General features: G+C 73.6%; 18 protein-coding genes and 1 tRNA gene. 12 read left to right on the forward strand and 7 right to left on the reverse strand.

Translation table 11 applies throughout. The annotated features are described in order from the left end of the window. The first annotated feature begins 1 nt into the window (after window position 1). The 6 genes from ML5_RS05765 to ML5_RS05790 all read left to right on the forward strand — a co-directional run bounded on the left by ML5_RS05765 (window position 2) and on the right by ML5_RS05790 (window position 5,706). Window positions 2-733, forward strand: coding sequence for a DUF4129 domain-containing protein (locus ML5_RS05765; RefSeq protein WP_013474049.1), 732 nt, complete (start codon window positions 2-4; stop codon window positions 731-733). Then, on the forward strand, window positions 730-1,314 hold the full coding sequence (locus ML5_RS05770; RefSeq protein WP_013284107.1) for a hypothetical protein: 585 nt from the start codon (window positions 730-732) through the stop codon (window positions 1,312-1,314). Before ML5_RS05765 ends, ML5_RS05770 begins: the two co-directional genes overlap by 4 nt. Continuing rightward, window positions 1,314-2,312 (forward strand): MoxR family ATPase, encoded by a 999-nt coding sequence (locus ML5_RS05775; protein ID WP_013474050.1) that lies wholly within the window; start codon window positions 1,314-1,316, stop codon window positions 2,310-2,312. Before ML5_RS05770 ends, ML5_RS05775 begins: the two co-directional genes overlap by 1 nt. After that, window positions 2,312-3,673, forward strand: coding sequence for a DUF58 domain-containing protein (locus tag ML5_RS05780; protein WP_013474051.1), 1,362 nt, complete (start codon window positions 2,312-2,314; stop codon window positions 3,671-3,673). The genes ML5_RS05775 and ML5_RS05780 overlap by 1 nt, the downstream gene beginning before the upstream one ends. Window positions 3,674-3,710: 37 nt before the next feature. Continuing rightward, the gene (locus ML5_RS05785; protein WP_013474052.1) at window positions 3,711-4,271 is read left to right on the forward strand and encodes a hypothetical protein; all 561 of its coding nucleotides are present in this window, start codon (window positions 3,711-3,713) and stop codon (window positions 4,269-4,271) included. Window positions 4,272-4,374: 103 nt separating this feature from the next. Beyond that, on the forward strand, window positions 4,375-5,706 hold the full coding sequence (locus ML5_RS05790; protein ID WP_013284111.1) for an NAD(P)/FAD-dependent oxidoreductase: 1,332 nt from the start codon (window positions 4,375-4,377) through the stop codon (window positions 5,704-5,706). 56 nt (window positions 5,707-5,762) lie between these two features. Here the strand turns inward: ML5_RS05790 and ML5_RS05795 are convergent, their stop codons facing one another. Next, window positions 5,763-7,592, reverse strand: coding sequence for a hypothetical protein (locus tag ML5_RS05795; protein ID WP_013474053.1), 1,830 nt, complete (start codon window positions 7,590-7,592; stop codon window positions 5,763-5,765). Between the two features lie 90 nt (window positions 7,593-7,682). On the opposite strand from ML5_RS05795, the gene ML5_RS05800 reads away from it, so the two are divergent. From ML5_RS05800 to ML5_RS05815, 4 genes are all read left to right on the forward strand, one after another. Continuing rightward, window positions 7,683-7,763, forward strand: a tRNA-Leu gene (locus tag ML5_RS05800). Window positions 7,764-7,873: 110 nt separating this feature from the next. Continuing rightward, window positions 7,874-8,731 (forward strand): Bax inhibitor-1/YccA family protein, encoded by an 858-nt coding sequence (locus ML5_RS05805; RefSeq protein WP_013284113.1) that lies wholly within the window; start codon window positions 7,874-7,876, stop codon window positions 8,729-8,731. A 125-nt stretch (window positions 8,732-8,856) separates the two neighbouring features. Continuing rightward, window positions 8,857-9,615: a Bax inhibitor-1/YccA family protein gene (locus tag ML5_RS05810; protein ID WP_013474054.1), complete on the forward strand. Its 759-nt coding sequence runs from the start codon at window positions 8,857-8,859 to the stop codon at window positions 9,613-9,615. A 48-nt stretch (window positions 9,616-9,663) separates the two neighbouring features. Beyond that, entirely contained in the window at window positions 9,664-9,984 is a 321-nt protein-coding gene (locus ML5_RS05815) for a hypothetical protein (protein WP_013284115.1), read from the forward strand. Window positions 9,985-10,092: 108 nt separating this feature from the next. On the opposite strand, the gene ML5_RS05820 is transcribed toward ML5_RS05815, so the two are convergent. The 4 genes from ML5_RS05820 to ML5_RS05835 form a co-directional block, all read right to left on the reverse strand. Further along, on the reverse strand, window positions 10,093-11,577 hold the full coding sequence (locus ML5_RS05820) for a CYTH and CHAD domain-containing protein (RefSeq protein ID WP_013474055.1): 1,485 nt from the start codon (window positions 11,575-11,577) through the stop codon (window positions 10,093-10,095). A gap of 40 nt (window positions 11,578-11,617) precedes the next feature. After that, on the reverse strand, window positions 11,618-12,880 hold the full coding sequence (locus ML5_RS05825; protein WP_013284117.1) for an acetyl-CoA C-acetyltransferase: 1,263 nt from the start codon (window positions 12,878-12,880) through the stop codon (window positions 11,618-11,620). A gap of 58 nt (window positions 12,881-12,938) precedes the next feature. Next, window positions 12,939-13,751: an SGNH/GDSL hydrolase family protein gene (locus ML5_RS05830; protein WP_013474056.1), complete on the reverse strand. Its 813-nt coding sequence runs from the start codon at window positions 13,749-13,751 to the stop codon at window positions 12,939-12,941. Between the two features lie 236 nt (window positions 13,752-13,987). After that, window positions 13,988-15,034, reverse strand: coding sequence for a GDSL-type esterase/lipase family protein (locus ML5_RS05835; RefSeq protein ID WP_030271236.1), 1,047 nt, complete (start codon window positions 15,032-15,034; stop codon window positions 13,988-13,990). A gap of 141 nt (window positions 15,035-15,175) precedes the next feature. Here ML5_RS05835 and ML5_RS05840 point away from each other — a divergent pair, with 141 nt between their 5' ends. Both ML5_RS05840 and ML5_RS05845 read left to right on the forward strand, forming a co-directional pair. Then, a complete protein-coding gene (locus tag ML5_RS05840; RefSeq protein ID WP_013474058.1) occupies window positions 15,176-15,532 on the forward strand; it encodes a YkvA family protein in 357 nt (118 codons plus the stop codon). A 76-nt stretch (window positions 15,533-15,608) separates the two neighbouring features. Continuing rightward, entirely contained in the window at window positions 15,609-16,979 is a 1,371-nt protein-coding gene (locus ML5_RS05845; RefSeq protein WP_013474059.1) for a cystathionine beta-synthase, read from the forward strand. 90 nt (window positions 16,980-17,069) lie between these two features. On the opposite strand, the gene ML5_RS05850 is transcribed toward ML5_RS05845, so the two are convergent. Together ML5_RS05850 and ML5_RS05855 are read right to left on the reverse strand one after the other, a co-directional pair. Continuing rightward, window positions 17,070-17,579, reverse strand: coding sequence for a GNAT family N-acetyltransferase (locus ML5_RS05850; protein ID WP_013474060.1), 510 nt, complete (start codon window positions 17,577-17,579; stop codon window positions 17,070-17,072). After that, window positions 17,576-18,505, reverse strand: a complete 930-nt coding sequence (locus ML5_RS05855) for a ribonuclease Z (RefSeq protein WP_013474061.1) — start codon at window positions 18,503-18,505, stop codon at window positions 17,576-17,578. Before ML5_RS05855 ends, ML5_RS05850 begins: the two co-directional genes overlap by 4 nt. Window positions 18,506-18,559 lie beyond the last annotated feature (54 nt).

Genomic DNA, 18,559 nt, shown 5'->3' on the forward strand with positions numbered 1-18,559 from the left:
GATGGATTTCGGCGTACTGCGCAGGTGGTGGCCGGTCGCCGCGGTGACGGTGCTGCTCGCGCTCGCCGCGTTCGCCGCCGGTCACTCCGCCATCGGGGCCAGCCGGATCCCGCCCGCCGCCGACACCATCCCGTACGTGCCGGACTACCCGTCGCCCGAGGCGGTGCCGTCGATCCCCGTCGAGCCCCGGGACGTGGGCGAGTCCACCTCGGGCGGTGTGCCCGGCTGGCTGGCCACCGCCGCCGTGGTGTTGCTGTCCGCGGCGGTGCTGGCCGCCGTCGGGTACGTCCTGTGGAACGTGCTGCGGGGCGCGCTGCGGCGCACCACTCGCGCGGTGCCGGTGCGGCGCACCAGGCGTACCGCCGAGGGGACCGCCCGCGAGGTGGTGGCCGCGCTCGACGCCGGACTCGTCGAACTGGACGACCGCTCCACCGACCCGCGGACCGCTGTGATCGCCTGCTGGGTACGCCTGGAGGAGGCCGCCGAGGACGCGGGTGTGCCCCGGCACACCGGTGACACCCCGACCGACCTGGTGGGCCGGCTGCTGCGCGGCGACCCGGCGGCCGGCATCCCGGCGATCGCCAGCGCCGACGTGCTCGACGGTTTCGCGCACGTCTACCGGGAGGCCCGGTACGCCACGCACCCGGTCGACGAGCACACCCGGGACCAGGCCCGCGCCGCGTTGCGCCGGTTGCGCGGCGAGCTGACCAGCCTGGCGGGGGAGGCGTCGTGAGCACCAGCATCGACGACCTGCTGTCGTTCGGCGAGGAGCCCGCCGGGGAGGACGTCCGGCCCTCGGGCGGCGGCCGGGCGCGCCTGCTGCTGCGGACCGCGGCGGTCACCGCCGCCGTCGTCGTGGTGGTCGTGGTCGGGCTGCGCGCGGTCGGCCTGAAGGTGCCGATCTGGATCATCGTGGCGGGGGTGCTCGCCGTGCTCGCCGTACGCCGGGTCACCACCGCGCTGTCACCCCCGCCGCCGCCTCGCGCGGGTGCCCGAACGCCCGCCGGTGAGGAGCCCGGCACCTGGAACTGGTCCGCGCGGGACGCACTGCGCACCGCGATCAACGGCTGGGAGCGCCCGCTGGACTGGTGCGCCGGCAACCAGGAGCGGTTCACCGAGCGCATCCTGCCCCGCCTCGGCGAGCTGGCCGACGAACGGCTGCGCCAGCGCCACGGCGTCACCCGTGAGTCCGACCCGGCCCGCGCCCGGGCGGTGCTCGGCGAGCCACTGTGGACGTTCCTCGCCACCCCCGCCCGCCGCCCTCCGTCGCCGCGCGACCTCGCGGCGATCGTCGCCGAACTGGAGAAGATCTGATGAACGACGTGGACCGGAGCATGGCCCCCGCCGAGGTGGGCCGGCTCGCCCGGGCCGTCCTGGAGGCGGTCGGCACCGTCGTGGTCGGCAAGCGGGACGCGCTGGAGCTGGTGCTGGCCGGCATCCTCGCCGGTGGTCACGTGCTGCTGGAGGATCTGCCCGGCCTGGGCAAGACGCTCACCGCGCGCTGTTTCGCGCAGGCGCTCGGACTGGACTTCCGGCGGCTCCAGTTCACCCCGGACCTGCTGCCCGCCGATGTGACCGGCTCGTTCCTCTACGACCAGAGCAGCGGCGACTTCGCCTTCCGGGCCGGCCCGGTGTTCACCAACCTGCTGCTCGCCGACGAGATCAACCGGACGCCGCCGAAGACGCAGTCGGCGCTGCTGGAGGCCATGCAGGAGAAGCAGGTCTCGGTCGAGGGCGTGACCTACCGCCTGGACGAGCCGTTCCACGTGCTCGCCACCGCCAACCCCATCGAGTACGAGGGCACGTACCCGCTGCCGGAGGCGCAGCTCGACCGGTTCCTGCTGCGGGTGTCGTTCGGCTACCCCAGCCACGACGAGGAGTGGGACGTGCTGCGGCGCCGGATCGCCCGCCGCCGCGAGGAGGCGGAGATCAAGCCGGTGGTGGACGCCGCCACGCTGCGCGCCATGCAGGCCGCGCTGGAGGACGTGGTGGTCGAGGACTCGATCGGCCGGTACATCGTGGTGCTCACCGCTGCCACCCGGGAGCACCCGTCGGTGCTGGTCGGCGCGTCCCCGCGCGGCTCGCTGGCGCTGCTGCTGCTGTCCCGGGTGCGGGCGGTGCTCGCCAACCGGGACTACGTGGTGCCGGAGGACGTCAAGGCGGTGGCGGCGCCCGCGCTGGCGCACCGGATCACGCTGCGGCCGGAGATGTGGCTGCGCCGCGTCGACCCGTCGTTCGTGGTCGGCGAGGTGCTGGAGTCCACGCCCGCCCCGGCGAGCGGCGCGCTGCCCAGCTACGCCGCCGGACGCTGATGGACCGGGCCGACGCGGCAGGCGGCTGGGCGCCCACGTGGGCGCTCGGCCGGGCCGTGCTGCTCACCGGTGTGCTGCTCGTCGCCGCCGTCCTGCTCGGCCGCATCGACCTGGTGGTGCTCGCCACGCCGTTCGCGCTCGGGACCGCGTACGCGCTGCGCCGCCGCCCCGCCGCGCTGCCCGAGCTGGAACTCGGCGTCGGGGACACCCACCTGGTCGAGGGCGCGCCGCTGGCCGCCACCGTCGCGGTGGCCAACCCCGACCTGGTCGGGTACGACCTGGCGGTGGTCCGGACCCGGATGTCGCGCTGGCTGCGGGTGGAGCAGGTCGGCTTCGGCGGCACCGGGCTGGACGTGAGCCGCTCCGGCGGGGCGGACCGCCCGTTCGTCACGTCCGTACCCCGGGGCAGCGCTGTCGACCTGAAGCTGACCGGCACCGCCCTGCGGTGGGGGCGGCACCCGATCGGGCCGGCCGGGGTGCGGGTCGCCGCCGCCGACGGGCTGCTGGTCTCCCGCGCGGTGATCACCGACCCGATCCGGGCCCGGGTCTATCCGCGTACCGAGCCGTTCGACGCGGTCGAGGCGATGCCGCGGGCCGCCGGACTGGTCGGCGCGCACCGCTCGCGGCGGCCGGGCGAGGGCGGTGAACTGGCCGGGGTACGCGTCTTCGCGCCCGGTGACCGGTTGCGCCGGATCGACTGGCGGGTGTCGCTGCGGGCCCGCCAGCTGCACGTCGCGTCGACGCTCTCGGACCGGGACGCCGAGGTGGTGGTGCTGCTGGACGTGCTGGCCGAGGCGGGCCGCTCCGGTGGCGTGAACGGGACCGCGTCGGTGCTGGACACCACCGTGCGGGCCGCCGCCGCGCTCGCCGAGCACTACCTGCACCGCGGTGACCGGGTGTCGATGCTGGAGTACGGGCCGGCCGCTCGCCGGCTGCGTCCGGCCACCGGGCGGCGGCAGTACCTGACAGTGCTGGAGTGGCTGCTCGACGTGCAGGCCGAGTCGTCCCCGCACGAGCCGTACGACCAGGTCTTCGGCCCGCAGGTGCTCTCCTCGGACGCGCTCGTGGTGGTGCTCACCCCGCTGCTCGACGAGCGGTCCGCGCAGATGCTGGCCCGGCTGGCCCGGGGCGGGCGGTTCGTGGTGGCGGTGGACACGTTGCCGGCCGAGCTGCCGGTGCCGAAGGAACGCGGCTGGGCCGAGGTCGCGTACCGGCTGTGGCGGCTGGACCGGGACACGATGATCGGCCAGCTCCGCGAGCACGGCGTGCCGGTGGTGCGCTGGGCGGGCGCGGGCAGCCTGGATGAGGTGCTGCGCGACGTGGCCCGGCTGGCGACCGCCCCGAAGGCGGGGCTGCGATGAGCACGGGGAGCGCAGTCGCGAACGGAAGGGCGGCCCGGTGAACGCGGTTGTGGAGCGGGTGCGGGCGCTGCGGTTCGCCGCCGCCCGGGTCAGCCCGCTGCCGCTGCTCGTACGCGGCGGCATCTTCCTCACCGTGCTGGCCGGCTTCCTGCTCGCGTACCCGGTGCAGGCCTTCACCCCGCGCTCGCTGCTGGCCATGACGGTGGCCGCGGTGCTCCCGGCGGCCGGGCCGCGCCGGATCTGGCCGACGTTCACCGCGCTGGTGACAGTCGGCGGCTGGCTGCTGGCCACGCTCGGCTTCGACCGGCCACCGGCGCTGTGGCGGCTGCTCGCCGTGGCGACGCTGCTCTACCTGGCGCACTCGCTGTGCGCGCTCGCCGCGCTGCTGCCCTACGACGGGCTGATCGACCCGGACGTGGTGCTGCGGTGGCTGGGCCGGGTGGGTGGCGTGGTGCTCGCCAGTGCCGTGCTCGGCGTGGTGCTGGCGTGGCTCGGGGGAGTGGGCGGCACCGACGGCTCACAGGCCGCGACTGTGGTGGGACTGCTGGTGGCGGTGGGTCTGAGCGCCCTGCTGGGCTGGCTGCTCCGGCGCAGGTGACGCACCGTTCCGGGGACGTTGCGCAGGTCACACGGGTTGTGCTCCGTCACAGAAGGGGGTCTCGCGCGGGATTACCCCAAGCACCCGGGGAAAGATAGATGACGTGAACCCGAAGCGGATCCTTGTCGTGGGTGCCGGTCACGTGGGCCTGTACGCCGCTCTGCGCCTGTCCAAGAAGCTGAGCAGGCGTGAGGCCGAGGTCATCGTCGTCGACCCGCAGCCGCACATGACGTACCAGCCGTTCCTCCCGGAGGCATCGGCGGGCAACATCTCCCCTCGGCACGCCGTGGTGCCGCTGCGGCGGGAGTTGCGCAAGTGCACCGTGGTGGCGGGCACCGTCACCCGGATCGACCACGACCGCATGACCGCCGTGGTGCAGCCGATCAGCGGCCCGGCCCGGGAGATCCAGTACGACCACGTGGTCGTCGCCCCCGGCTCGGTCTCCCGCACCCTGCCGATCCCCGGCCTGCACGAGAACGGCATCGGGTTCAAGACCATCGGCGAGGCCATCTTCCTGCGCAACCACGTGCTGGACCGGCTCGACGTGGCGGCCTCCACCACCGACCCGGCGGTCCGCAGTCGCGCGCTGACGTTCGTCTTCGTGGGCGGCGGCTACGCCGGCATCGAGGCGCTCGCCGAGATGGAGGACATGGCCCGGGACGCGCTGCGCTACTACCCGGAGCTGAAGCCGGAGGACATGCGCTGGGTGCTCGTCGAGGCGACCCAGCGGGTGCTGCCCGAGGTCGACCGGGACATGGGCGCCTACACGGTGCAGCAGCTGATGAAGCGGGACATGGACATCCGCCTGGACACCCGGCTGGAGTCCTGCGTCGACGGTGTGGTGAAGCTCTCCGACGGCGACAGCTTCCCGTCCGACACCATCGTCTGGACCGCCGGCGTGAAGCCGTCGCCGATGCTCGACGCGACGGACTTCCCGCGTGACGAGCGCCGCCGGGTGACCTGCCGGCCGACGCTGCAGATCGTGGACGGCGACCGGGTGGTCGAGGGCGCGTGGAGCGCCGGTGACTGCGCCGCCGTACCGGACCTGACCAAGGAGCCGGGTAACTTCTGCTCGCCGAGCGCCCAGCACGCGGTGCGGCAGGCGGCGCGGATGGCCGACAACATCGCCAACGTGATCCGCGGGCGCGAGCCGGTCGACTACAAGCACAAGCACGCCGGCAGCGTGGCGAGCCTCGGGCTGCACAAGGGCGTGGCGCAGGTCTACGGCATCAAGATGACCGGCTGGCCGGCGTGGTTCATGCACCGGACGTACCACATGTCGCGGATCCCCTCGTTCAACCGCAAGGTGCGCGTGGTGGTCGACTGGACGCTGGCGTTCTTCCTCAAGCGTGAGGTGGTCGCGCTGGGCCAGCTGCACGACCCGCGCGAGGAGTTCGCCGAGGCGTCGGCCCCGCCGGTCGCCGCGCGCGTCTGACGCGTTTCGCGTAAGGGCCCCTTCCGCACGGGAGGGGCCCTTCGCCGTGTTTGGGGTCAGAACCGCCAGGTCCAGGCGTCGGCTAGCCGCGTACCCGGCCGCCCGTAGAGCTGCTCCAGGGTGCGGCGCAGCATCTCCGCGTGCGGCGTGTCGTCGGTCACCGCCATGCACGAGGCGTGCCAGAACTCGACGTCCCGGGCGGCCTGGCGGCGTTGCCGGTCACCGATCGCGGGTGCCACGCCGCGGCGGGCCACGTCGGCGAGCAGCGCCGAGGTGGGACGCTGCCAGGTGCCCATGGTGGCCGAGCCGTGCGGGCCGTACGGGCCGATGAAGAAGCCCTCCGGCATGGCGAACGCGACGCCGGTGGCGGTGGCCCAGCGCATGGGCCAGGGATCCTGCGGGGTGGCGGTGGGCACCGGTACCAGCACCCCGCCGGGGCGTACGCACTGCTGCCAGTGGCCGCCGGTGACGAACTCGGGCAGCGGCGGCCGGTCCATCGTGGGCAGCGGTGTGGGGAAGACGCTGAGCAGCGCCGCGCCGACCGCGAACGGGACGACCCGGCGGGCCCGGCCGGGTTCGGCGAGCGCCCGGTGCACGGCGAGCGTGAGCACTGTGCCGACGAGCGGCAGCACCGCCAGCGCGAAACGCGTCGGCAGCGCGCCGTCCACCACCGGGAGCCCGGCCAGCAGCGCGTACGGACCGGGGATCCCGGTCCGCTCACCGCCGGCCACCACCTCCGGGCCGAGCGCGAGTGCGGCCATCGTCAGCGCGGCGGCCACGACCGCCACCACCGGGGCGCGCCGGCCCAGCCGGACCGCGCAGGCGGCGGCTACCAGCAGCAGCGGCCAGCCCAGGAACGTGGTGAACTCGGACGGACCGGTGGTGAGCCGTACCGCCTCCGGGCTGCCGAACACCGTCAGCGCGGACAGGCGGGTCCAGGCGATCAGGTCGGCGGAGAAGTAGGCGGGTGGGAAGATGCCGTCCGCGACGCCCTGCGGGCCGGCGAACTGCACCCACAGCGGGTACGCCAGCACCGGCAGCGCCAGCCCGGCGGCGGCGAGCAGACCACCGGCGAACCCGGAACCGGCCCGGCGCAGCAGGCCCCGGTCGGCCAGCCCGTACGCGACGGCGGTCACCGCCAGGGTGAGCGCGGCGAGGAACAGCACCTCCTCGCCGACGAATACCTGCACGGTGACGACCGCGGCGAGCCCGGCCGCGGAGGAGGCCGTCCGGCGGCGGTCCGGGCCGTCCGGGCGACCGGCCGGGTCGGCGGCGCGCAGCAGCCGGAGCACGAGCCAGACCAGCACCGGGACCAGCCACTGCGCGGTCATGTGCAGGTGGCCGTTGCTCTGCGAGACCATGCCCGGCCCGAAGCCGCAGAGCGCCGCGCCGAGTACGGCAGCGAGCCGGCGGGCCCGCAGGACGCGGGTGAACAGCAGGTACCAGGCGAGCGCCGTACCGGCCATGTTCGCGGCGACGAGCAGGGCGAACGTCACGGGCGCCCCGAACGCCAGCGTGACCGGGGCGAGCAGCACACCGAGCGCCACGATCGACGTGTTGGCCATCAGGTTGACCCCGTCCGGCGCGTTCAGCCGGCCGGTGACCAGGCTCAGCTCGCCCCGCAGGGCACGCGCGTCCAGCGCCAGGAACCACTCGTACAGCGTCTGGTCTGCTGGGTTGAGGGCGAGTGCGCGCGTGCCCGGCGCCGGCCAGAGACCGTGGGTGAGCCATCCGGCGAGCGCGACGAACGCCAGCCCGGCGAGCAGGTCCGCGCGGTGCCGCCGGACGGCGGCCGTCACCCGCCGCGTGACCGCCGCCGGGCGGGCCGCCCGGGCGTGATCGGGCCCGGGTGCCGTGCGGGCGGCGCTGGTCACGGCCTCGACCATAACGGCCGCACCCGTCGGGGTACGCCGCGTCGCGGCCGAGCCGCTACGGTGAGATCTGCACCGCCGCGTGTCGACGCGCCGGTGTCACCCGCCCGGGTGGTGGAACGGCAGACACGGCCGCCTTAAAAGCGGCTGCCGCAAGGCGTGCGGGTTCGACCCCCGCCCCGGGCACGTGAACTCTCAGCTTTCCCACAGCTAGCCGTAGCACGCGCGATTGCGGCCACGTCTACCCTGGAGTAGCACGTCTACGTGCGATCGACCCCCTGAGGGAGGCCTGAGAAGTGAAGACCTCGAACCCGGTGCTCGCCCGGCTCGGCCAGGCGGCAGAGCGTGAGCGGGCGGCCGGGTACGCCCAGCCCGGGCCGTACGGTCAGCCCGGATACCCCCAGCAGTACCCGCAGCAGCAGTACCCCCAGCAGCCCTACGCCCAGCCCTACCCGGGCGGCTACGGCCAGCCGGTGGCTCCGCCCACCGTGACCCCGATGACCCTCGACGACGTGGTCGTCAAGACGGTCCTCATGCTCGCCATCCTCGGCGCCTCGGCCGCGGCGGCCTGGGTGCTCGTGCCGGACTCGCTCGTCGGCGTCGCGTGGATCGGTGCCGCGGTCGTCGGCCTGGTGCTCGGCCTGATCATCTCGTTCTCGCGGATGGCCAACCCGGCGCTCGTCGTGGCGTACTCGGTCATCGAGGGCGTCTTCGTCGGCATGGTCAGCAAGGCGTTCGAGTCGCTCTACGACGGCATCGTGCTCCAGGCGGTCGTGGCCACGTTCGGCGTGTTCTTCCTGATGGCGATGATCTACAAGGCGCGGATCATCCGGGCCACGCCGAAGTTCGCCCGGATCATGGTGGCGATCATGGCCGGCCTGTTCGGCGTGATGCTGGTCAACCTGGTGCTGGCGCTGTTCGGCGTGAACACGCACCTGCGTGACGGCAGCCCGCTCGCGATCGGCTTCAGCCTGGTCTGCATCGTGGTGGCGTCGCTGAGCTTCGTGCTCAACTTCGCCGACATCGAGGAGGGGGTCCGGATGGGCCTCCCGCAGCGCTACTCCTGGACCGCCGCCTTCGGCATCGTGGTCGGCCTGGTCTGGCTCTACATCGAGATCCTGCGGCTGCTCAGCTACTTCCAGGGCGACGACTGACATCACGCCCTCCCCGACGACGCCCGCCTGCCGCATCCGCGGCGGCGGGCGTCGCCGTTTCCCCGTCCCCGCCGGACCGCCCGGGGCAGAGTGGGATCCGGGTACGTGGGCGGGAGGTGGTCACGGTGCGCAGTGCCAACCCGGTGCTGGACCGGCTGGACGACGTCGGCCGCGCCGAGCGGCAGGTGCTCGGCGTCGGTACCGCCGACACGATGACGGTGGCCGACGTGATCAGCCGGACCGTGGGTCTGCTGCTGATCACCGGCGTCACGGCGGCGGTGTCCTGGGTGGTGGTGCCGCAGGCCGCGTGGATCTCCGCCGCACTCGCCGGGAGCGCGCTGGCCAGCCTCGCCCTGGTGCTCGTCATCTCGCTGAAGCAGATCACCAGCCCGCCGGTCATCGTCGGGTACGCGGTGCTCCAGGGCGTGCTGCTCGGGGTGGCCAGCCGCGCCTTCGAGATGGTCTATCCGGGCATCGTGGCGCAGGCGGTGATCGGCACGTTCGGCGTCTTCCTCGGCATGGCCGTGCTCTACCGGGCCCGGCTGGTACGCGCCACCCCGCGCCTGGCCCGGCTGGTCATCGGCAGGCTCGTCGGGATCGTGGCGATCGGCCTGGTCAACCTGTTCGCGTACCTGTTCACCGGGCGGCAGGGGGTGGTCGTCTACAGCCTCAGCGACCGGGTGGGCTGGCTGCCGTACCTGTTCTCGGTGGTGGCGATCATCGCGGGCGCGCTCAGTTTCATCCTCGACTTCGACCTGGTCGAGCGGTCGGCCGCGAACCGGCTGCCCCGCCGCTACGCCTGGTACTGCGCCTTCGGTCTGCTGGTCGGGCTGATCTTCCTGTACTGGCAGATCCTCCGCCTGCTCAGCTACGTACGCCGCTGACGCCGGCTGAGCACGCTCCGGCCTGGTGTCGCCGTAGACTCGGCGGCGATGAGCGCAGCGGAACTGGACCGGGCGGTGACCCTGCTGGTCCGACAGGTCGGGCACTGGCAGCAGCCGCGCTGGTCGGCCAAGGCGGACGGCGGCAACGTGTCCCGCGCCGACCTGGTGCACAAGCTGGTCCAGGAGATCGCCAACCTGGCCGCCGACGCGGCCGGTGAGCCGCGCCGCGAGGTGCCCCGCCTCCCCAGCGACCTGGCCCTGCCCGACCAGCTCCGCGTGGTCACCGCCGACCTGACGCTCGCCGACCCGCCCGAGCCGGTGCTCACCGAGGCCACCGCCCAGGTAACCCGAACCCGCACCGCCCTCTGACCCCCGCCCTTAGTCGGGTTGATCATGAAGTTGGCGGCGACAAAACGGACGCGGATCCCCGTCAACTTCATGATCGACGGAGTGGGGGACGGGGAGAAGGAGGGACGGTCAGGGCTTCAGCCAGCGGCGTACCTTGCGGTGTCGTGACCGGTCGCGGGCCCGCAGGACCGCCGGGCGGTCGTGGCCGGCGGCCTCGGCCTGCCTCGCGTGCAGCAGGCCGTAGGTGAACGTGTTCTCGCCGTCGGCGTACGCCTGGAGCGCCTGCCGTCGCAGCACCTCCCGCGTGACCACCGAGTCCTGGTGGGTGCCGAGCAGATCCTGGAGCGCCTTGAGCCGCTTCACCAGGCGGGCGGCCCGCTTGCCGACGACCGGCTCGCGCACCTCCACCGCGTAGCGGGCGGCCTTGAGCTTCTTGCGTGCCTCGTGCAGCGCGGCGTCCCTGTCCGGCCCGGTGGTGGCGAGCGCCCGGTCCAGCCGGGTGTCGGCGCGGCGCACCGCCTTGCGGATCCGGCGGTCCGTCCAGCGCCGGCCGACGTCGGCGGGCGGGGCGTCGGCCAGCCGGTCGAGGCGGGTCAGCAGGGCGGGATAGCGGTCGGAGTCCAGCGCGGACCGCAGCGCGGTGGTCGCCTCGGCCAGATCGGCGGCGAACCGTTCGCCGATCCGCGCCGCCACCGGACCGAGCACCAGCTCGTCCGGCAGCTCGTGCACCGCCTCGGTGAGCCGGGCGGCCATCACCTGGGTGTCGCGGACCCGGCCCAGCTCGCCGCCGAGGCGGCGCAGCTCGGCCCGGACCGCCTCGCTCTCGCGGCGGTCCCACAACCCCCGGAAGGTACGCAGCGTCGCCCGCAACCGGCGGGTCGCGACGCGCATGTCGTGGACCGCGTCCTCGTTCCCCTGGTACCCGGCCGCGTGGTTGCCGACGATCGCGTCCCGCTGCACCCGGACGTACGCGAGGACCGGCGCCGCCGGGCCGTCCGGTTCCCGGTCGTCGAAGCGCTCGATCCGGCCGGCGACGGCCCGGTGCGACTTGCTGACCGTTACCTCGCGGGCGCCTGCCGCGCGAAGCCGCTCCCCGAGCGCGTCGAGCAGCTCCTCGTCGCCCTCGACCAGCTCGATCTCGATCTCGTGCCAGGTCCGCGCGGCGCCGTCCACCAGGTCCTCGGATCGGACGTCGTCCTCGGCCACCTCGGCAAGCACCCGGCCGTCCGCACCCAGCAGCCGGTGTTCCCGGCGGCGGTTGACGACCCGGGCCGCCGGTGCCACAGGCCGGCCGCGCGACGCGCCCCGGATCAGCGCGACCAGCTCGGGCGGCGGGCCGTCGTCGGACGCCCCGGCCGGGAACTGGTGCTCGACCCGGGCACCACCGACCGCGCCCACCTTGAGGTGCCAGCCCGCGTCGTGCCCGCCGGTACGCCTGCGCAGCGCGTGCCCGCTGCGTAGCAGGAGCAGGTCGTCGGTGTCCCAGTAGACGGCGTCCAGATCCGAGACGGTGGCGTCGGACATGGTCACGACGCCACCGCACCCGGTCAGGTCGGGCAGCCGGAAACCCTCGTCGCCGGAGTACTTGCGCTCACGTTCCACGACGGTCGCCATGCGGCCTCCCGTACCCGGCCCGCGCACCGGCGAACCGGTCTCAGCTCAGTCGTTCGAGCACCATCGCCATGCCCTGGCCACCGCCGACGCACATGGTCTCCAGACCGATGGTCTTGTCGTGCCACTCCAGCGCGTTGAGCAGCGTGCCGGTGATCCGGGCACCGGTCATGCCGAACGGGTGACCGACGGCGATCGCGCCACCGGCGACGTTCAGCTTCTCCTCCGGGATGCCGAGCTGCCGGTACGAGGGGATCACCTGGGCGGCGAACGCCTCGTTGATCTCGACCAGGTCGACGTCGTCGATGGTCATGCCGGCCCGCTTGAGCGCCTGCTTCGACGCCTCGACCGGGCCCAGACCCATGATCTCGGGGGAGAGCGCGGTGACACCGGTGGAGACGATCCGGGCCAGCGGGGTGAGCCCCAGCTCGGACGCGCGCTGCGCGCTCATGATCACCACGGCGGCGGCGCCGTCGTTGAGCGGGCAGCAGTTGCCAGCGGTGATCCGGCCGTCCGGGCGGAACACCGGCTTCAGACCGGCCACCGCCTCCAGTGTCACACCGGCACGCGGGCCGTCGTCGGTGCTGACCACCGTGCCGTCCGGCGTGGTGACCGGGGTGATCTCACGGGCCCAGAAGCCGTCAGCGATCGCCTTCTCGGCGAGGTTCTGGCTGCGGACGCCGAACGCGTCCATGTCCTCGCGGGTCACGTCGTACGCCTGGGCCAGGTTCTCCGCGGTCTGCCCCATGGCGAGGTAGATGTCGGGGAGCTGCCCGGCCTCGCGCGGGTCGGTCCACACCTCGGAGCCGCCCTGGGCGCGGGCCGCGGAACGCTCCCGGGCCTCGGCGAAGCGCGGGTTCTCCCAGCCGCCGCCGACGAGGGCCTGCGCCTCCGGCGGCAGCGTGTCCGAGTTGCCCCGCGCGTACCGGGAGACCATCTCCACACCGGCGGAGATGAACACGTCACCCTCACCGGCCCGGATCGCGTGCATCGCCATCCGGGTGGTCTGGAGCGAGGACGCGCAGTAGCGGGTCAGCGTGGCGCCGGGCAGGCCGTCCAGGCCCATCAGGGTGGCGACCACCCGGGCCATGTTGAAGCCCTGCTCGCCGCCGGGCAGACCGCACCCGAGGTAGAGGTCGTCGATGGTGGTGGGATCGAGCGCCGGGACCTTGTCGAGGGCGGCCTGGACGATGGTGGCGGCGAGGTCGTCTGGGCGGACCTCGCGGAGGGAACCCTTGAACGCGCGGCCGATGGGGGACCGGGCGGTGGCGACGATGACGGCGTCGCGGGGCGACTCAATCGGCATGAACCAACGTTAACGCGCGAGTAACATGCCCGGGAAGCCGCGAGGCGGGCGGGAAATGTCACCCCGTGGGCGGTCGCCGGTGGTGCCGGAACGCGACGGCCGCCGCGGCCTCGACCGCCGGGAGCAGGGCGTGCGCCCAGACCCGGTACCCGTCGGCCGACGGGTGGAAGCCGTCGTGGCAGAGCGTGCCCGCGTCCGCGCGGAACACCGGACCGGTCTCGGTGCCCAGGTCGACGACGGTTCCGCCGGCGTTCAGCACGGCCGCGGTCTGGGCCCGCGCCATCCGCCGCCCGGACCAGCCGAGCACCTGACGCAACGGTGCGGCGACCGCGCGTACCGCGCCGAGATCGGGACACGTGCCCACCACCACCTCGACGTGCGCCTCCCGCAGACGGCGTACCGCCGAGCCGAGATAGGCCGCCGCGTCGCCGGGCCGGGACATCGCGGTGGCGTCGTTCGCCCCGATCAGCACCACAGCCACGTCCGGCCGCTCACCGAGCAGCGACCGGGCCACCTGGGTGGCCAGGTCGGTGGCGCGCGAGCCGGAGACCCCCACGCTGGACAGCTGCACCCGGCGGCCGGTCGGCCCCTCGGCGAGCAGGTTGGCGAGCTGACCGCCGATGGTGTCCTCGAACCGGTCGACGCCCACGCCGAGCGCCGACGAGTCACCCAGCAGCACCAGCCGCAGCGGCGGGGCGTCCGCACGGCCGACCGTCGCGCGCAGCACCAGACCCAGCTCGGGCTGGGCGTACTCGCGGGTGCGGGCGGCGATGGCCTGGCCGGCGAGGACCGCCGCGCCGCCCACCGTCCCGGCCAGCAGCGACAGGGCCGCCGCCCGGCCCCACCGGGCCACCTCGTTCCGCTCGCTCATGACGCCACTCCGCTTCGCTCCGTGCCGCCATGAGGCACCTTCGCGCTGAGCCGGCCGATTCGCTCGCTGCGCTCGCTCATGACGTCACTCCGCTTCGCTCCGTGCCGCCATGAGGCACCTTCGCGCTGAGCCGGCTGATTCGCTCGCTGCGCTCGCTCATGACGTCACTCCGCTTCGCTCCGTGCCGCCATGAGGCACCTTCGCGCTGAGCCGGCCGATTCGCTCGCTGCGCTCGCTCATGCCGTTCCCTCCAGCGTTGCCGAGTCGGCGGCGCTGCCGGTCGGTGGCACCGCGCCGACGCCGAAGAAGGCCCGCCGGCGAAGCTGCGCCCACCGCCCGCCCGGTCCGCGGTCGCGACCCCGGAGCTGGGCGCCGCTGACCTCCGTGCCGGCGTGCCGGGCCGCCTGGTGGGCGGCCTCCGGGAGCGACCGTACGCCTTCCACGCCGGGCAGGACAGGCCTGCGTTCCGGGACCGCGCCCAACGCGGACAGCACGGTGGGCAGCAATGCCGCCGCGGCTATCGCGTACCCCTCGGCGGAGGGGTGGAACCGGTCCCAGGCGAACATCCGCCCGGGCTCGGCGGCGAACCGCGGCCCGAGCATGTCGCCGAGCGAGACGGCACGGCCGCCGGCCTCGACCACGCCCACCGTCTGCGCGGCGGCGAGCTGGCGGCTCCAGCGCCGGGCCAGCCAGCGCAGCGGCGGCTGGATCGGCCGGATGGTGCCCAGGTCGGGGCAGGTGCCGACGACCACCTCGCAGCCGGCCGCCCGGAGCGTACGGACCGCGTCGACCAGGTAGCGCACCGCTACCGAGAACGGTGAGCGGTTGGTGACGTCGTTGCCGCCGACCAGGATCACGGCCACGTCCGGCTCGACCTCCAGGGCGGATTCGACCTGCGGCTTCAGCCCTGAGGACAGCGCACCGACCACGGCGAACCGGTGCAGCCGGACCGGTCGGTGCAGGCGGCGGGACAGCCCGGTGGCCAGCAGCGAGCCCGGTGTCTCCCGGCGCCTGTGCACGCCGTACCCGGCCGCTGAGGAGTCGCCCAGGATGACCATGGTGATCGGCGGGCCGGGCAGTCTCGCGCCGTACACACCGTCGCAGCGCGGCGGCGGGGCCTGCGCCATCGGGATGGTGCGGCGGGCCTGACGGGCCTGGCCGAGCAGCACCCCGCCGGTGGCGGCGGTGGCCGCCACCGTGGCGCCCGTGCCGATCGCCGCGAGGCGGGCGATCTGCCGGGCGCGCTGCCGGCGGACCGGCGCGACGGAACCAGCGTCCCCCATGAACCGACAGTATCGCGCCGGTACGACCACTGCTGTCCTTGATCGGATGGCTGGGCGGTGCCCGGATCGGGTACCGATGGGTGCAGCGGACGCGGGCTTGCCACCGGGCCGCACCATGGTCGGGCGGAGAGGGGCGAAATCATGGGGAAGACGTTGAAGCGCAGTGCCGCGTTCGCGGCGCTGGCCCGGGCGCTGGCGGCGGGCACGCGGGGCGGGCCGTCGCTCGGGGCACGGCTGGCGGCGCTGCCGCGGATGATCCGCGCGACCACCAGGGGCGAGTACGACGGTGGCCTGCGCCTGGCGCTGATGGCCGGGGCGACGGCGTACATCGTCTCCCCGATCGACCTGCTCCCGGAGATCCCGCTGGCGATCTTCGGGCTGGCCGACGACGCGGTCATGGTCACCTGGCTGGCGGGCAGCGTGCTCGCCGAGACCGAGCGGTTCCTGGAGTGGGAGGCACGTCGCAGCTCCGTCATCCCCGGGCATGTGGTGCCCTGACGGCACGTACGCTGGTCGGCGAACTGACGGCTGACCGACCGCCCCACGACGGCGGCGCGACGAAGGGCACAACGAGGTGCAGTACTACGACAACGTCGTCGAGCTGATCGGCAACACCCCGCTGGTACGCCTGCGCAACGTCACCGAGGGCATTCAGGCCACCGTGCTGGCGAAGGTGGAGTATGTGAACCCGGGCGGCTCGGTCAAGGACCGGATCGCGATGCGCATGGTGGAGGACGCCGAGAAGGCGGGCATCCTGCGGCCGGGCGGCACGATCGTGGAGCCGACCAGCGGCAACACGGGCGTCGGGCTGGCCCTGGTGGCCCAGCTCAAGGGCTACCGCTGCGTCTTCGTCTGCCCCGACAAGGTCAGCCAGGACAAGCAGGACGTGCTGCGCGCGTACGGCGCCGAGGTGGTGGTCTGCCCGACCGCCGTCGCGCCGGAGGACCCGCGCTCCTACTACAACGTCTCCGACCGGCTGGCCCGGGAGATCCCCGGCGCGTGGAAGCCCAACCAGTACAGCAACCCGGCCAACCCGCGCTCGCACTACGAGACCACCGGTCCGGAGCTGTGGCGGCAGACCGAGGGGAAGATCACCCACTTCGTCGCGGGCGTCGGCACCGGCGGCACCATCTCCGGCATCGGCCGCTACCTCAAGGAGGCGTCCGAGGGCCGGGTCAAGGTGATCGGCGCGGACCCGGAGGGCTCGGTCTACTCGGGCGGCACCGGCCGGCCGTACCTGGTCGAGGGCGTCGGTGAGGACTTCTGGCCGGAGACGTACGACCGGGGGATCGCCGACGAGATCGTCGAGGTGTCGGACAAGGAGTCCTTCGAGATGACCCGCCGGCTGGCCCGCGAGGAGGGTCTGCTGGTCGGCGGCTCCTGCGGCATGGCCGTGGTGGGCGCGCTGGAGGTGGCCCGCAAGGCCGGCCCGGACGACGTGATCGTGGTGCTGCTGCCGGACGGCGGCCGGGGCTACCTCTCGAAAATCTTCAACGACAAGTGGATGGCCCGGTACGGCTTCCTTGACGACTCGGGCACCGAGCCGACCGTCGCCGACGCGCTCACCGGCAAGCCCGGTGGCCTGCCCGAGCTGGTGCACGTGCACCCGACCGAGACGGTCCGCGACGCCATCGACTACATGCGCGAGTACGGGGTCTCCCAGCTCCCGGTGCTCAAGGCCGAGCCGCCGGTGGTGACCGGTGAGGTGGCCGGCTCGATCGCCGAGAAGGACCTGCTCGACGCGCTGTTCACCGGCCAGGCCCACCTGCACGACACGATCGAGCGGCACATGGGCGAGCCGCTGCCGATGATCGGCGGCGGCCAGCCGGTGAGCGAGGCGGTCGGACTGCTGGAGAAGGCGGACGCGGCGCTGGTGCTGGTCGACGGCAAGCCCAAGGGCGTGCTGACCCGCCAGGACCTGCTGGCCCACCTCGGCGCCCGCTGACCCTGCGGTGTAAGGAAGGGCCCCCTTTTTAACACTCGGTGTTAAAAGGGGGCCCTTCCTCTACCGGAGGCGTTAAGAAGGGGCCCTTCCTTACAAGCGGCGGGCGTAGCGGAGCTGGGGGACGAGCACCCGGCCGATGTGCTCGTCCCGCTGCTCACCGGTGGCGGTCCAGCCGCCGCGCTCGTAGAACCCCCGCGCGACGGCGTTGTCCCGCAGCACCCACAGCACCGCGCGCGTCCATCCCCGGGCCCGCATCGCGTCGAGCGCGTCCACCATCAGCGCCCGCCCGGTGCCCCTGCCCCGCTCGGACGGCTCCAGGTGGATCGCGTTGAGCAGCCCGGTCGCCGGGTCGCCCTCGTCGTCCGGCCCGAGGTAGCTGAAGCCCACCAGCCGCCCGTCCCGCTCGGCCACCGTCATCCGGTGGTCGGCGCCCTCCCAGGTCAGCCGCTCCACCCAGTAACGGCCCATCGCCTCGGGCGTCGGGTCGGCCAGCGCCTCGGACGGCAGGAACGACGAGTACGCCGCCGTCCGGGAGCGCTGGTGCAGGGCGCCGACCGCCATCAGGTCGGCCCCGGTCGCGGAACGTAGGGAGATCGTCACCCGGGCGACGGTACCCGCCGGGGCGGCACCTGCACCGTCTGGAGATCCTCGGCGATCACCAGATCACCGGAGAAGTGCTCCCGGGCCTCGTCGTGGAACCGGCGCGGGTCGGCGTACCGCTGGGAGAAGTGGGTGAGCACGAGCGTGCGTACCCCCGACTCGGCCGCCACCCGCGCGGCCTGACCGGCGGTGAGGTGCCCGACCTCGGCGGCGAGCGCCGCCTCCGACTCCAGGAACGTCGACTCGATCACCAGCAGGTCGGCGTGCTCGGCCAGCGCGTACACGCCGTCGCAGAGCCCGGTGTCCATTACGAACGCGAACCGTTGCCCCGGCCGGGTCACGCTCACCTCGTCCCGGGTGACGCGGCGTCCGTCGCGGTCCAGGTGCCCGTCGCGCAGCAGCCGCCCCACGTCCGGACCGGCGATGCCGTACGCGGCCAGCCGCTCCGGCAGCATCCGGCAGCCGTCCGGCTCGACCAGGCGGTACCCGTACGTCTCGATCGGGTGCCGCAGCCGGCGGGCCTCCAGCGTGCCGATGCCCAGCGTGATCCGCTGCCCGTCGGCGTCGATCGGCTCGACTGCGAGTTCGGCGGTCTCGTAGAAGCTGGAGGCGTGGCGCAGCCGGGCGAAGTACTCGGCGCCGCCGGCCGGGAAATGCACAGCCACCGGGCGCGGTACGCGGTCGAGCGAGAGGCGCTGGATCATGCCGGGCAGGCCGAGGCAGTGGTCGCCGTGGAAGTGGGTGACGCAGATCCGGGTCAGGTCGGTGGCGGTGACCCCGGTGTGCAGCATCTGCCGCTGGCTGCCCTCGCCCGGATCGAAGAGGATCACCTCGTCGTCCCAGCGCAGCAGGTAGGCGTTGTGGTTGCGTTGCCGGGTCGGGGCCTGGCTGGCCGTACCGAGCACCACCAGCTCACGCATGGACACGGCATCCTCCGGAAGGCAAAAAGCGACCCCCGGGGCTTCCGCGCTCACGCGCGG

The organism is Micromonospora sp. L5 (assembly GCF_000177655.2).
Classification (GTDB): Bacteria; Actinomycetota; Actinomycetes; order Mycobacteriales; family Micromonosporaceae; genus Micromonospora; species Micromonospora aurantiaca.